Below are 14888 nucleotides of genomic sequence, written 5' to 3'. Positions count from 1 at the left end.
GATGAACACGAGTGTAATCCAGATTAATAATAACGAACAGATAAGTTGCCAGGTAGAAGCTACGCTGTCTTTTAGACCGTTAATCTCTTATTTAAAGAGAAGGCTTAAAACAGAGAAGACATTAAAGGCAGAGTTTTATCGTTTTTTATTAGAAAAGATAGAAAAAGAAGATTCGCTTCGTAATGAAATCCATGCAGAAGATTTAGAGAACTACAAAGATACACTTGAATTAATCTTTACCATTTTAACACCTTTAATGGCTAATGAGAAAGATTTGTATTGGGCATTAAGTACACCAGTTCCGGATAAGATTTTCTTTAGTACCGATGCTTTTCATGATATTCTTTCTCTACACGCTCAGCAAAAAAAGGGGGAGGAAGAAGAAGCTTCGAAAGAAAAACAACAATTGCAGTTTATTTATAGAATGATTTTGAATAGGTTCTATAACTATACTACAATCCTTAAAAACGAAATTCTATATGCTTACACCAATCCAGAAACTCATTTAACACAGTTCTACAATATAAATGCTGACACACAATTTATAGATATAACTTATGACGGTGATTTACCTGAATTAAATTTCGAATTAGTAGCAGCTCAAATTCAAGAAGGTACAGAAATAGATTTATTGCAGGAGATTATTCCATTGAGCAAATTTAAGTTTGATGGTTTTACGGTAATAACCCTATCAGATGTAACCTTGCAACATGCAATTGATGGTATTCGTAATGCCTTAGTTAATCACACTTATGAAAACGAAGCTTATGAGCATGTTATACAAGCATTAAAAACCTTAGCAGGAGATGGCCACATTGAATTTGGTTTGTTGCCTTTTCTAATGGTTAACAACAAGTTTGTATTTGATAATGAGCAAAACTCTCAAAGTATATTGCTCGATTCTGGTAAAAAATATAATTTATTAGAAGAGTCTTTCTTTGCCTTGGTTGATGAATATAAAGATAATCCACGTCCGGTTTTATTTAATAATTTAACGGATGCTAAAATTCAAAAATTCCCATTTTTAGAGGTTTTACGAAGAAATGGAATACAATCTTATTCATTTTTGCCAATCTATTACAATAATCAATTGGCTGGTGTAATGGAAATTTATTCGAGAGAAAGCTTGGAGGTAGACGAAAAGTTGGTGTCAAGACTTCATTCTGCATTACCACTCTTAGGGCAATTATTGCAGTATAGAATAGAAGAATTTAACTTTAAAATGGATGAAGTTCTGAAAGATAAATTTACTGCTTTACAGCCTTCCGTACAATGGAAATTTAATCAAGTAGTATGGGATTTCCTTAAAAATAACAAAGGGAAAAAGAAAACTGCAGAGATTGAAACGGTAACCTTTAAGGGGCTCTATCCACTTTTTGGTGCAATAGATATTCGTAATTCTACAATCGAACGTAATTATGCATTAAAGGAAGATTTGAAAGTTCAATTAGCACTTTTAAATAAAACATTAACGGATTTAAGAGTAATAGTTCCACTCGATTTAATTGATAAAATTTTATTTAATTGTAAAGATTGGTTAAATAGAATTAAGGATGCAATTAGCTCAAGTGAGGAAGCCTTGTTAAACGAGTTCTTAGAATTGGAAGTCTATCCAATGCTAAAACATATTGTAAAAGGTCATCCACAAGCAAAAGAAACGGTTCAGACTTATTTTTCTAATATCAATTCTGATAGTGGTATTGCATTTGAAAACAGGCGGACTTTAGAAACATCGATGCAGTTTATTAACACTGCGGTTAGCGAATATCTTGAAGATGCACAACAAACATTGCAGGCTTCCTATCCTTGTTATTTTGCAAAGTTTAGAACTGATGGTGTAGAATATGATATCTACATCGGTCAAGACATCGCACCCGATGTGCCATTTGATTTATTGTACTTAAAAAATATTCGCCTTTGGCAATTAACCGCAATGGTAGAGGTTGCTCGTTTAACTAACAGTTTGGTTAGCCAGATGCCTAGGTCTTTATTGACCACACAGTTGATATTTATTCACAGTAATCCAATTGACATCAGTTTTAGAAATGATGAGAGAAGATTTGACGTAGAGGGTGCATACAACATTCGTTATGAGGTTGTTAAGAAAAGAATTGATAAAGTTTTAGTCAAAGGAACAGAAGAGCGATTAACACAACCTGGTAAAATTGCCTTGGTTTATTTTAACACTTATGAAGCCAATGAATATTTAGAATACATCAAATATCTACAGGAGCAAGGTTTTTTACAGGATGACTTGGAAATGTTAGACCTAGAGGAGTTACAAGGTGTAAGCGGATTAAAGGCTTTACGTGTTGGTGTAAATTACATGTCATGCGATTTCTTTGATGAGCAATGGACAAAAATTAAAAAGTCTATAAAGAAAAATCCGTTTAAAAAATTGAATAAGACCTTATAGTCAATTTTACGTCATACCCAACTTGATTGGGTATCTTAATGCGATGAAAATCTAATTAATGGTTTGTTTAGTGTTTTAGGATTCCCGTTTTAACAGGAATGAAGAAATGCGAAGTAAAAACTATAGGCCTATTATTTACCTATTATTAGGATACTCGTTAATCCAATGAAATCCAGTTTTTACCAAATTGAATTGGGTATGGTCGAACTGCTTAAATTGAATACTTACAGAATCTTTTCCCATTAACCCTTTTACAATCACTTGGTCTTTTCCTAGTTTTTTATATCCTAAGTTATATTGATTAGTACTATCCTTTGTAGATGTGAGTTTTAGGGTTTTAGCATTCGTATCAACCTTTAGTTTCATCCAAACATTGCTATCTGTCATTTTTGTAATTCGGACATAACCCGGATAACCAATTATCATTCTTTTCCAACGAGTTGAATCTGTGGTAAGTGGCGCAAGTAATTCTCCTTTTAAACTAAAAGTCTTCACATCATAAATTCCATATAATGGAGGTTTTGGTGCGGCATCACCATATTCTTTTGCAGTGTTAAGATTACTATATAAGGTAGAGTATAAGGCAAATAAAATAGCAATCGACTTTAATGAAAGTTGAACAATTTTTTTCCACTTTGTGTGATAAGGATATTCAATTACAGATGGAGCCGTAACTTTATTGAGGAAAAAGAAATTGATTAATCTATCCTTATCATACCAAGCTATCCAAACAGCCATTATTAATAAGTTGAGTGAGAATATTTTTACAGGAATATCATAGGCAAAATTCATTGCAACCACATTTGCCATAACGGTCATTGCAACCAAGGAGCCAAAAAGTGTGGTGCGTTTATAGAATAAAAGAATGCCAGCCAAAACTTCGGCTCCGCCTGTAAATAAATTATAGCCTGATGAATAACCTACAAAGGTCCAGGCTAAACCCATCGGCGTAGAATCTCCATAAGGTTCAGTCAATCTTATCAAATCTGGAAAAGGGAATTGTAATTTGATGACTTTAACAAATCCGTAAACAAAAAGCATATAGGCTAAAAAGTAACGAATAACTATTCTCGACCAATATTGAAATTGGTAATAAGACGGTCTTTTTCTATCTAATATCGTCCAAACTGTTGTGATGATTAGCGCAAAAATTATCCATAATAATTGCAACACATAATTATAAGTGGTATCGCCACTGCCATTTGGTTTAACAGTAATAGGATAACTCAAATGCAAAACGTGTTCGCCAAACCAAGGCACTATCCAATGCCAAAATTCTGTATATGGTGTCATTAACACATATACAAAATGAGGAAACAATTCATCGCTACTTGTAAAATCTACCATCAAAAAGGCAAAGTATATAGATAGCAGTGTAAAAAATCTTTTGCTAATTAACCAAGGTTTTGAGTTTTCTGAATGTTTTTCCATCTTTAAATGTAAAAAAGATCCTTCAAAAAAGACTGTTAATGTTTGTTAAATGCACTTTCTGTTTTATCTGACAAATAAATGATACGTATTTTTAAAACTGTTTATACATTTGCTTAACAGTGTTAGATTATTTTATGGCACTTAAATAATAATGGGAAGTAAAGAAAGAATTCTGCGTCAAAAAGAAGATACTCGTAAGAGTATTCTGGATGCTGCTTTACAAATTGTAAAACAAGAAGGTTGGGCTGCTTTAAGTATGCGCAAAATTGCTGATGTAATTGAATATACAGCTCCGATTATTTATGAATACTTCTCCAATAAAGAAGGCATTTTATTTGAACTGACCAGACAGGGCTACATACATTTAGGTGTAAAGGTAAAAGCTGCTAGAGACAGTAAAACAGATCCAGAAGAACAGTTGGAAGCAATGTGGTTAGCTTATTGGGATTTTGCCTTTGCTGAAAAGGAATTTTACCAATTGATGTATGGCGTACAAGTGAATTGTTGCGAGCTATATACTAAAATGCCTGAAGCTGAGTATACAACAGATTTGTTTTATGATGCAATTGAAAAATTACTGACTAAACAACCTGTATCTGAAGATACATCTTGCTTAAAATATTATACTTTCTGGTCGTTAATACATGGTTTAGTATCTATCAATTTAGTTCAAAAAGGAGCTAATGATGAAATTAATCAGCAAATTTTAAGAAGCGCGATTAAGGCTATCATTAAAACCATAAACGACTAATCATTTTTTTTGCCCAATAATCTAACACTGTTAGATAAATTATAATCGTTAAAATAAACAAATTAAAATCTCAATAATTATGAATCATATCTCCAAACTTGCCCCAATATCTAACAATGTTAAATTATTTAATGAGTGGATATTTTTATTATTAATTACAACAATTTTGTTTTTAGCTAGTTGTACTAGTGCTCCAGATCAAATGGCTGCGGCACCAGCACCGGCATTGCCAGTAATTACAATTAGCCAAAGTTCACAACAAACCTTTGTAGATTATCCAGCCTCTATTCAAGGTGCTACAGATTTAGAAATTAGACCTCAGATAGCCGGTACCATAGACAGAGTTCTTGTCAACGAAGGACAGTTAGTAAACAAAGGCCAATTGTTGTTTCAAATTTCTGAGCTTCCTTTCAGAGCGCAATTAAATACTGCAAAAGCGTCTTTACACGCTGCACAGGCATCGGTTTTAAATGCTCAACTAGAAATTGATAAGTTAACTCCATTGGTTCAAGCAAAAGTAGTTTCGGTTTTTCAATTGCAAACTGCTAAAACAGCACATCAAATAGCTTTGGCAAATGTAGAACAAGCAAAATCTAATGTAAACAGTGCACAAATCAATTTAAACTACACTCAAATTAAAGCGCCTATTAGTGGTTACATCGGCAGGCTGCCTAAAAAACAAGGTAGTTTGGTTGGTCCAACAGATGTTGAATCCTTAACCCAGCTTTCTGATGTTCACGAAGTACACGTTTACTTCTCTTTAGCAGAAACAGATTTTATAGATTTTAATGCAAAATATCAAGGTAATTCTGTTGCCGATAGAATTAAACATTTACCTGCAGTTTCTCTGGTTTTAGCCGACCAAACTATTTATCCCTCTCAAGGAAAAATTGACATGATAGATGGCCAGTTTGATAAAACAACTGGTGCAATTACATTAAGAGCCAGTTTTGCTAATGGGCAAGGTTTATTAAGGTCGGGCAATACGGGTAAAGTAAGATTAAGCTTAGAACATAGCGATATCCTTTTAGTACCGCAAGCCTCAACAATCGAAATTCAAGATAAGGTTTTTGTATTTGCAGTAGGTAAAGACAACAAAATAAGTAAACAACCAATTAAAGTGCTGGGTACAAGTGGTACAAATTATTTGGTAGAAGATGGGTTAAAATCAGGAGACCAAATTGTATCTAAAGGTTTCGAAAGCTTGAAAGAAGGAGATTTAATTCAACCTGAAAAAGCAAAAACAGTAACGGCTTATAACGCCTCAAATAAATAATAAGATGTTCAAAATATTTTTAAACAGACCGGTTTTAGCAACGGTTATTTCTATCCTTTTAGTAATTCTGGGTGTGCTGGGATTATCTAAATTACCACTACAACAATTTCCAGATATTGCACCGCCTGCGGTTCAGGTTATGGCTTTTTATCCTGGTGCAAATGCAGAAACTGTATTACGTTCGGTTGCTCCATCATTAGAGGAAGCAATTAACGGAGTAGAGAATATGAGTTATATGAGCTCTACAGCAAGTAACGATGGCTCATTGGTTATTACAGTTTACTTTAAATTGGGCACAAACCCAGATCAAGCTGCGGTAAACGTCCAAAATAGGGTTTCGCAAGCTACAAGCCAGTTGCCAACAGAAGTGGTGCAAGCTGGTATAACTACTGCTAAGCAGCAGAATAGTTTAATTATGGTTGTAGACCTTTTCACAGATGATGAGAAAAACTACGACCAAACATTTTTAGCTAATTATGCCCAAATCAATATCATTCCAGATATTAAAAGAATTCCTGGTGTAGGTTCTGCCACTATTTTTGGTGGTAATAAAGATTATTCGATGAGGGTCTGGTTAAATCCTTCAAAAATGGCAACCTACGGATTAACGCCAAAAGAAGTAATGGCTGTTATTCAGGATAAAAACTTAGAAGCTGCACCAGGTAAATTTGGCGAAAGCAGTAAGGAGTCTTTTGAGTATGTAATTACCTATAAAGGGAAATTAAACAAACCAGAAGAATACGGTGAAATGGTTATCAAAGCTAATGCTGATGGTTCCATTTTAAGATTAAAAGATTTAGCGAGAATAGAATTTGGCGCTTATTCTTATACCAATTTCACAAGGGTTAACGGTAAGCCGGGTATCAATATTGGCGTAGTACAGTTAGCTGGTTCTAATTCTAATCAAATTCAAATTGCCATCGCAAAGCTGATGGAAAAATCAGCTAAAAACTTCCCGAAAGGAGTTAAACATTTGATTTTATATAATACTAAAAATGCTTTAGACCAATCGATTGACCAAGTAATTCATACTTTGATTGAAGCCTTTATTTTGGTTTTCATTGTGGTGTTTATTTTCTTGCAAGATTTCCGTTCTACGTTAATCCCTGCCATTGCAGTGCCAGTAGCCATTTTGGGAACGTTTTTCTTCATGTGGATATTTGGTTTCTCAATTAACCTTCTTACACTTTTCGCTTTAGTATTAGCAATTGGTATTGTAGTCGATGATGCAATTGTGGTCGTCGAGGCGGTGCACGCAAAAATGGAACATCGCCATTTGGCACCAAAAGTTGCAACTGCTGCAGCGATGAGTGAGATTACTGGAGCAATTATTTCCATCACTTTAGTTATGTCTGCTGTGTTTTTACCAGTTGGATTTATGGAAGGCTCAACAGGATTGTTTTATAGACAGTTTGCCTTTACATTGGCTATTGCGATTGTAATTTCTGCAGTAAACGCATTAACTTTAAGTCCGGCTTTGGCAGCGTTATTTTTAAAGGAAAATCATCACGCAGGTGCGGAAAAGAAAACTTTTAAAGAGAAATTTTTTGCAGGCTTTAACTCAGGATTTGAGAAAATTACTAATCAATATACCAATACGTTAAGATTTTTAGTTCGTTTCCGTTGGTTAACATTGGTTGGCTTAGCTGTGGTAATTATTTCCACAGGTGTGATGATTAAAAGAACACCATCAGGATTTATCCCATCAGAAGACCAAGGCTTTTTAGCCATCTCATTGTCAATGCCTGCAGGTGCATCTTTGGACCGTACAACCGATGTAATTAAACAAGCAGAAAGTTTATTAAGCACGATGGAATCTAAACAGACCCTGATGGGTTTATCAGGTTTTAATATGCTTACGCAATCATCTAGTCCATCATCGGGCGTATTATTTGTGCTTTTAAAATTAACAGATGAAAGAGGTAAAATAAAAGATATAGATGGAATCATGAACGAGGTTAGGGGCAAATTATCAGCTATTAAAGGCGCTAATTTCTTTGTGTTCACTTTTCCAACTGTTCCAGGTTTTAGCAATATAGATGGGTTGGATATGGTATTGCAAGATAAAACTGGTGGTTCATTGGATAAGTTTAGTGCAGTCTCTAACAATTTCATAGCAGAGCTGATGAAACGTCCTGAAATCGCCTTTGCGTTTACCTCATTCAAATCTGATTATCCTCAATTGGAAATGAAATTGGATGAAGTTAAAGCAGCACAATTGGGTGTAAGTGTTAAAGATATCTTACAAACAATGCAAGCTTATTTTGGTAGCGCACAAGCATCAGATTTTAACAGGTTTGGTAAATATTACAGGGTAATTGTTCAAGCTGATAAAACTGACCGTGCTAATTCTGCCGCAATGGATGGTGTGTTTGTGAAAAACAAAACTGGCGAAATGGTTCCAATTAATACCTTGGTTAAATTGGAAAGAGTTTACGGACCAGAGACAGCATCACGTTATAACCTATTTAATTCGATAGGTTTAAATGCCATGACAAAACCAGGTTTTAGTTCTGGCGATGCGATTAGAGCAGTAGAAGAAGTAGCGGCGAAACAATTGCCAGGTGGTTATGGATATGAATTTTCTGGAATGACCAAAGAAGAACTTTCTTCTGGCGGGCAATCGGCTATCATCTTTATTCTTTGTTTATTGTTTGTTTACTTCTTGTTATCAGCTCAATATGAGAGTTACATTTTGCCTTGGGCGGTAATCCTATCAATCCCGACAGGAATATTTGGCGTATTTGCTGCAATTGGCTTAACAGGAATTTCAAATAATATTTATGTGCAAGTAGCACTGGTTATGCTCATTGGTTTGCTGGCTAAAAATGCCATCCTAATTGTAGAGTTTGCTATTCAGCGAAGAAGAGCAGGTAAATCTTTATTGGCAGCATCGCTTGAGGCAGCAAAGTTAAGGTTACGTCCAATTATCATGACATCATTAGCCTTTATTGTAGGTATGATTCCGATGATGAGAGCAGTTGGTCCATCGGCTTTAGGAAATCACTCAATTAGTATTGCAGCAGCAGGAGGGATGGTTTTTGGAGTTGTTTTAGGAGTATTTGTCATTCCTGTATTGTTTATCATCTTCCAGTTTTTACAAGAGAAAGTTACTGGGGCACCAATAGCAGTTGCACATGCAGAGCATCATTCAGAAGATTATGGAAACTAATCAGCATTCACAAACACAACAGCAAGAACAACCTATTTTGAGCGAGTTCTTGCCTCTAATTTCCTTGTGGTTAAGGAAATGGTATAATTAAAATTTAATAAAATGAATACATTTAAAAATATATCTTTTGCATTATTACTACTCGTTTTGAGTAGTTGTGGCATCGCTAGAGAAGTTTTAGCACCAAAAGAAGATATCCCTGGAAATTTTAGGGATATATTGAGTACAGATACAAGTAGCATTGGCGCATTGCCGTTAAAGGATTTTTTTAGTACACCTTCAATTCGTTCGTTAATTGATAGTGCGCTATTAAAAAACTTCGATTTGCAAATTGCCTTAAAAAATATCGATGCCGCAGAACTGATTTTAAAGAGAGCGAAACTGGGTAATATTCCTCAATTGAATTTACAAATTACTGCAAATTCAAATCGACCATCAGATAACAGTTTGAATGGATTGAGCACTTCTCAATTTTTAAATACAAACCATATTGAAGATTACAATGCTAATTTAGCTTTAACTTGGGAAGCTGACATTTGGGGCAAAATCAAGAAACAAAAAGAAGCAGCATACGCTGGATACTTACAATCAGCCGAAGTTAAAAAAGCAGTACAAACCAGAATTGTAGCTGAAGTAGCTTCAGGTTTTTACAGGTTATTAATGTTAGATGCACAATTAGTTGTTGCAAAAAGAAATGTTGAGTTAAATAACAATACATTAAAAATGATAAAAATGCAGTTTGATGCTGGTCAGGTTACTTCATTGGCAATTCAACAAGCAGAAGGACAACAATTAAGAGCGTCTCAGTTGATTCCCCAAGTTACCCAAGAAATAAGCATTCAAGAAAACGCATTAAGTGCCTTAACAGGAAGATTTCCTTCAGCCATAGAACGTGCAACCACATTAGAACAATTAACAGTTCCAGAGCAATTGGCAACTGGTGTGCCAGCAACAATGTTAAGCATCAGGCCAGATGTAAAAAACGTAGAGTTGGGATTAAAAATTGCTAACGCTAAAGTTGGTATTGCAAATGCAAGATTATACCCAAGCTTAGTTATTTCTGCCAGTGGTGGGCTAAATTCTTTTCAAGCTAGCAATTGGTTTAATATTCCAGCTTCCTTATTTGGCGTTGTTGGCGGAGGAATTACTCAACCAATTTTTCAACGTAAAGAGTTAAAAACGCAATTCGAATTGGCAAAAGTAGAAAGAGATCAATCGGTTTTACTATTTAGACAAGCAGTTATTGGAGCAGTGGTTGAAGTTTCGAACGAACAAGCAAAAATTGTAAACTTAAAATCTGAGTATTCAATTGCTCAAAACAGAGTAAGAACTTTACAGTTGGCTGTTAAAAATTCAGACTTACTTTTTAAAAGCGGAATGGCTAACTATTTAGAAGTTATCACTGCTCAAGGAAATTTACTGCAAGGAGAATTAGATTTAACAACATTAAAAACAGCTCAATTAAATGCAAGTGTTTCTTTATATAGAGCACTTGGTGGTGGTTGGCAGTAATTTTAGGTAAATAAAAAAGAATGCCACTTATTTAAGCGGCATTCTTTTTTATTGAGATATGGTAACTACAAATTTAGCTCCTTTTCCTTCTTCAGAAGTAATTTCCATTTTGCCTTTTAAGGTATCAACTAAATGTTTTACCATGGCTAATCCAAATCCGTAACCACTTTCGCCTCCAGTGCCTTGCGAAGTGCCCTGCGTGCCGCTAAGGATACTTGATATAGAATCTTCAGTCAAGCCTTCACCTGTATCTGAAACTGTGATCTTTAAAGTCTTTTTGCTCATTTCTAAAGCAAGATCCAAATCAACAGTAACGCTTCCACCTTGTGGTGTAAATTTAATGGCATTTGAAATCAGATTGCCTACAATTTGCAATAGTTTGTTTTTTGAAATAGGTATTGTTGCAAGTTTTGGATCGTTATTTATGTTTAAAGCAATGTTTTTGTTTTGGGCCTGAGGTAGGTATAGTTTTTCTAGTTTTTCTTTAAAAACGGTTAAATTAAATCCATCACCTTGTGGTTCGCCTAATCTCTTTTTCTCTTCTGTTAAAATTTCATCAGCTAGATCAAGAATTGATCTGCTACTTTTATGAATTAACGTTACAAAATCCATCACTTCATCAAGCTGGTTCTCATTGCCCCTTTCACTAATGATTTCTGAAATACCAATTATACCAGACAATGGGCCTCTAATATCATGTGCAACTCGTTTATGAGTTTCCTTTGCATCATTTAACTTGCTTTTTAACTCCTGTAATAGCTTAATGGTATTTAATCGATTTACAATCTCATTTGCAATTAACTTTAAAAGCTCAACCTTTTCTGGCGTAAGTTTTTTAAAATTAGTGTCTAAAACACATAGGGCTCCAATATTAAAACCAGTACTTGTTTTTAAAGGTATGCCGAAATAATAACGTAGGCTAAGTGGTTTGTCTACATAAAATTTATCTGTAAATCTAGCATCAGCAGAAAGATCTTCAACTTCAAAATGGTCTTCTTCCATTATGGTGTATTGACACACTGAATCTTCCCTTGGCATTTGTTCAACATCTAAACCATGATGAGCAATAGACCATTGCGTAAATGAGTCGATAAGATTAATTAAGGATATCTCTGTGCCAGCCACCCTAGCTGCTAAATGTATAATGTCCTTAAAATTATTCTCTAAGCCAGAATAGTCAAGATCATAATCGGAAAGCGTAATTATTCTTTCCATTTCATTTAATGGAACTGGGTTGTTTGAACTTGACATGTTTATATAAATAATGATTAACGTACTAGTACCAAAGCTATTATTTTCATCACTAAATAATAAATTATTTTGAAAAGAAATTTTGTTTCATAGATATTAAATAATTTATCAAATTGGTAAACAAGTTTTAAATTGATAACTTAGATTTGTTCAAATAAACGCTGTTTAAATGCGCTAATGTTCTCTTTTATTGTACTTGATGATAATTATTTGACTATGAAAATATTAATTGCAGAGGATGACGAGTTAATGCTAAAAACTTTAGAGTTAAGGTTAAAGAAAGACGGTCATGAAATAATTTCTGCAAGCGATGGACGCGATGCCTTAAGTAAAATTGAACAACATACACCAGATTTAGTGATATCAGATATCATGATGCCTTATGTGTCTGGCCTAGAAATTGTTGCATATCTAACTGAAAATCGTCAAAGTAAAAAGATTCCTATCATAGTTCTATCTGGAATGGGGCAGGAAGACATTGTACTTGAAGCCTTTCAATTAGGCGCTGATGATTTTATTACAAAACCATTTAGCCCGAGCGAACTTTCTGTAAGGGTTAAGAGATTTGCAGCTATAAATTCAAGATGATTTTTTTTGAGGTTGCCATCTTATTTTTTATTTGCGTAACATTTTTAATGATTCTCTGGATGTTCATTAATTTGACCATCAAAAAAGTGAGGGATGGCAGGTATAAGAAACTGAAGAATATGGCTGATATATTAATTAGAAATGCTATTTTCTTAGAGCAAACTGAAGAAATTAAGCTAATTCCCATTACCGCTAGAACGGCGAAAATGTTATCTAATGATAATTTTAGATCTATTCTAACTCAAGAGCTCTTATCAGCAAAAAAGAATATATCAGGTACTGCAGCAGTTAATTTAGAAAACCTTTATAATCAACTTAATTTAGATAAATATGCTGTTAAAAGACTAAGAAGTAGGCGGTGGCATATAAAAGCTAAGGCAATTCAAGAGCTTGGTATAATGGGTCAGAAAACTCATTTGAATAAAATTTATAGATCTACCAATAATAAAAATGATTTAGTGAGGATGGAAGCCCAAACTACAATTGTTAAATTGTATGGGTTTGAAGGTTTACGATTCTTAGATGTAGTAAGTTACCAAATTTCCGAATGGCAACAAATAAAATTATTGCAAGAGCTTTCTCGCCTTGCGCCAGATAATTTCAGTGGCATCGAAAAGTGGCTTAATTCTACTAACATGAGCGTAATTGTGTTTGCTCTAAAATTAGTGAGAAATTACCATCGCTTTGAGCTTTATGATCGAATAACCGAACTGTTAAATCATCCAAATGAGGTGATTCGATTAGAAGCAATTTATACTTTAGAAAAAATTTATACCAATGAAACTTCTAAGGTTTTAATAGATAAATACCCGCTTGAAACCTTAAAGAATCAAAAAGCCATTGTAAAGGCATTGCAAGATGTTGGTTATGATGATGATATTCCTGTTTTGATCCAATTCTTGGGTCAAGATGAAAACGAATTGAAAAGACTGATTGTTCGTACAATTGCAAATATTAATCCAGAAGGATTAACAGAAGTAGAAAATCTTCCTCAAAGCAATCAATATCCGTTAGATCAAATCATTAAGCAAATAAAAGGAGAGTTGATATGACTTGGCAATCAATTTTAGTAGATATGCTTACATATGTTTTCTTAGCATATTCTATAGTGTTATTAAGCTTATATGTGTTTATTGGTTTATATTCTATAGGAGAAATTAAAAAATATCTATTTAAAAATAGTTTTACAGACTATAGGGCATTAGCTAGTGCTACGCAAGCACCTGGTATTAGCATATTAGCTCCTGCTTATAATGAAGGGGCTAACGTTATTGAGAATGTGCGTTCTTTATTATCTATACATTATAATAATCTAGAAGTAATTATAATTAATGATGGAAGTAAAGACGATTCGCTAGAAAAACTTATTGCTGCATATGATTTATATAAGAGTGATTTTTTTGTTAACGAACAAGTAGCAACCAAGCCAGTTAGAGGCGTTTATAAGAGTAGAGCTAGAAAATACCGGAAATTAATAGTTGTAGATAAAGTAAATGGTGGCAAGGCCGATGCCTTAAATGTTGGTATAAACATATCACAAAAAGATTATATCGTTTGTATTGATGTTGATTGTATACTTGAACAAGATGCATTGCTTAAACTAGCTAAGCCATTCTTAGAAAATACCGATAAAAGAGTTATTGCCACAGGAGGAGTAATAAGAATTGCAAATGGGTGTACCATTGAAGATGGAATGCTAGTTAAAATAAACCTTCCAAATTCTTTTTTGCCTAGAATGCAAACCCTTGAATACATTAGGGCATTTTTGTTGGGCAGAATGGCTTGGAGCAGATTAAATGGGCTCTTGTTAATTTCTGGAGCATTTGGAGCATTTGATAAAGAGATTGCCGTGAAATGTGGTGGCTACGATCATAATACCGTTGGAGAAGACATGGAGCTTGTTGTGAGAATGAGGAGGTATATGGAAGAACTTAAACAGCCTTACATCGTTAGTTTTATTCCAGATCCACTGTGTTGGACAGAGGCCCCTGCATCCTTTAAGATTTTGGGTAGACAAAGAAATAGATGGGCAAGAGGAACTATTGAAACATTGAGAATGCATAAAGTTATGTTCTTTAACCCTAAGTATAGATTATTAGGAATGCTAAGTTATCCATATTGGTTCTTCTTTGAATACTTAGCGCCCATAATAGAATTTGTAGGAATGTCTTGCTTTATTATTCTTGCACTTTTTGGTTTAACTAATTGGTATTTTTTCTTCTGTTTACTTGCTTTGGTCTTTAGCTTTGGTATCATGTACTCTATTTTTGCTATTCTAATGGAGGTGTTAACTTATAATCAGTACAATAGGTATAGAGATATACTTAAGTTAATTGGAACTGCATTAATGGAGCCATTTATTTTTCATCCATTTGTTGTATGGTCTTCCATTAAGGGAAATATAGATCTTTATCAAAAGAAGAACTCGTGGGGAGAAATGACCAGGCAAGGGCTTTCTACACCAAAAAAACCAAATAGTTAATTTGTGGAT

10 protein-coding genes are annotated in these 14888 nt (G+C 34.1%); 8 read left to right on the top strand and 2 right to left on the bottom strand.

Going from position 1 to position 14888, the window contains the following annotated elements; genetic code table 11:
- The first annotated feature begins 1 nt into the window (after nucleotide 1).
- On the top strand, nucleotides 2-2416 hold the full coding sequence (locus EZ428_RS17070) for a GAF domain-containing protein (protein ID WP_131554399.1): 2415 nt from the start codon (nucleotides 2-4) through the stop codon (nucleotides 2414-2416).
- Nucleotides 2417-2551: 135 nt separating this feature from the next.
- Here EZ428_RS17070 and EZ428_RS17065 read toward each other — a convergent pair whose 3' ends face one another.
- Nucleotides 2552-3847 (bottom strand): hypothetical protein, encoded by a 1296-nt coding sequence (locus EZ428_RS17065; RefSeq protein WP_131554398.1) that lies wholly within the window; start codon nucleotides 3845-3847, stop codon nucleotides 2552-2554.
- A 151-nt stretch (nucleotides 3848-3998) separates the two neighbouring features.
- Here EZ428_RS17065 and EZ428_RS17060 point away from each other — a divergent pair, with 151 nt between their 5' ends.
- The 4 genes from EZ428_RS17060 (at nucleotide 3999) to EZ428_RS17045 (ending at nucleotide 10558) form a co-directional block, all read left to right on the top strand.
- Complete coding sequence (locus tag EZ428_RS17060; protein ID WP_131554397.1) at nucleotides 3999-4598, top strand: TetR/AcrR family transcriptional regulator; 600 nt, start codon at nucleotides 3999-4001, stop codon at nucleotides 4596-4598.
- Between the two features lie 79 nt (nucleotides 4599-4677).
- Complete coding sequence (locus tag EZ428_RS17055; protein WP_131554396.1) at nucleotides 4678-5874, top strand: efflux RND transporter periplasmic adaptor subunit; 1197 nt, start codon at nucleotides 4678-4680, stop codon at nucleotides 5872-5874.
- Nucleotides 5875-5878: 4 nt separating this feature from the next.
- Complete coding sequence (locus tag EZ428_RS17050) at nucleotides 5879-9046, top strand: efflux RND transporter permease subunit (protein ID WP_131554395.1); 3168 nt, start codon at nucleotides 5879-5881, stop codon at nucleotides 9044-9046.
- A gap of 102 nt (nucleotides 9047-9148) precedes the next feature.
- Nucleotides 9149-10558 (top strand): efflux transporter outer membrane subunit, encoded by a 1410-nt coding sequence (locus EZ428_RS17045; RefSeq protein ID WP_131554394.1) that lies wholly within the window; start codon nucleotides 9149-9151, stop codon nucleotides 10556-10558.
- Between the two features lie 48 nt (nucleotides 10559-10606).
- Here EZ428_RS17045 and EZ428_RS17040 read toward each other — a convergent pair whose 3' ends face one another.
- A complete protein-coding gene (locus EZ428_RS17040) occupies nucleotides 10607-11809 on the bottom strand; it encodes a GAF domain-containing sensor histidine kinase (protein WP_131554393.1) in 1203 nt (400 codons plus the stop codon).
- 216 nt (nucleotides 11810-12025) lie between these two features.
- On the opposite strand from EZ428_RS17040, the gene EZ428_RS17035 reads away from it, so the two are divergent.
- Genes EZ428_RS17035 through EZ428_RS17025 form a run of 3 tightly spaced genes read left to right on the top strand, consistent with a single transcriptional unit; the run spans nucleotide 12026 to nucleotide 14879 of the window.
- The gene (locus tag EZ428_RS17035) at nucleotides 12026-12397 is read left to right on the top strand and encodes a response regulator (RefSeq protein ID WP_131554392.1); all 372 of its coding nucleotides are present in this window, start codon (nucleotides 12026-12028) and stop codon (nucleotides 12395-12397) included.
- A 59-nt stretch (nucleotides 12398-12456) separates the two neighbouring features.
- On the top strand, nucleotides 12457-13449 hold the full coding sequence (locus EZ428_RS17030) for a HEAT repeat domain-containing protein (protein ID WP_131554391.1): 993 nt from the start codon (nucleotides 12457-12459) through the stop codon (nucleotides 13447-13449).
- Nucleotides 13446-14879, top strand: a complete 1434-nt coding sequence (locus EZ428_RS17025) for a glycosyltransferase family 2 protein (protein ID WP_131554390.1) — start codon at nucleotides 13446-13448, stop codon at nucleotides 14877-14879. Before EZ428_RS17030 ends, EZ428_RS17025 begins: the two co-directional genes overlap by 4 nt.
- The last annotated feature ends 9 nt before the right edge of the window (nucleotides 14880-14888 follow it).

The organism is Pedobacter frigiditerrae, assembly GCF_004331645.1.
Lineage (GTDB): Bacteria > Bacteroidota > Bacteroidia > Sphingobacteriales > Sphingobacteriaceae > Pedobacter > Pedobacter frigiditerrae.
This window is presented reverse-complemented; position numbering and strand designations above follow the sequence as displayed.

Bases quoted from the DNA above. Each gene is read 5' to 3' on its own strand.
- EZ428_RS17050 (WP_131554395.1), top strand. From the start codon at position 5,879: ATGTTCAAAATATTTTTAAACAGACCGGTTTTAGCAACGGTTATTTCT.
- EZ428_RS17030 (WP_131554391.1), top strand. From the start codon at position 12,457: ATGTTCATTAATTTGACCATCAAAAAAGTGAGGGATGGCAGGTATAAG.
- EZ428_RS17040 (WP_131554393.1), bottom strand. From the start codon at position 11,809: ATGTCAAGTTCAAACAACCCAGTTCCATTAAATGAAATGGAAAGAATA.
- EZ428_RS17055 (WP_131554396.1), top strand. From the start codon at position 4,678: ATGAATCATATCTCCAAACTTGCCCCAATATCTAACAATGTTAAATTA.
- EZ428_RS17045 (WP_131554394.1), top strand. From the start codon at position 9,149: ATGAATACATTTAAAAATATATCTTTTGCATTATTACTACTCGTTTTG.
- EZ428_RS17035 (WP_131554392.1), top strand. From the start codon at position 12,026: ATGAAAATATTAATTGCAGAGGATGACGAGTTAATGCTAAAAACTTTA.
- EZ428_RS17070 (WP_131554399.1), top strand. From the start codon at position 2: ATGAACACGAGTGTAATCCAGATTAATAATAACGAACAGATAAGTTGC.
- EZ428_RS17025 (WP_131554390.1), top strand. From the start codon at position 13,446: ATGACTTGGCAATCAATTTTAGTAGATATGCTTACATATGTTTTCTTA.
- EZ428_RS17060 (WP_131554397.1), top strand. From the start codon at position 3,999: ATGGGAAGTAAAGAAAGAATTCTGCGTCAAAAAGAAGATACTCGTAAG.
- EZ428_RS17065 (WP_131554398.1), bottom strand. From the start codon at position 3,847: ATGGAAAAACATTCAGAAAACTCAAAACCTTGGTTAATTAGCAAAAGA.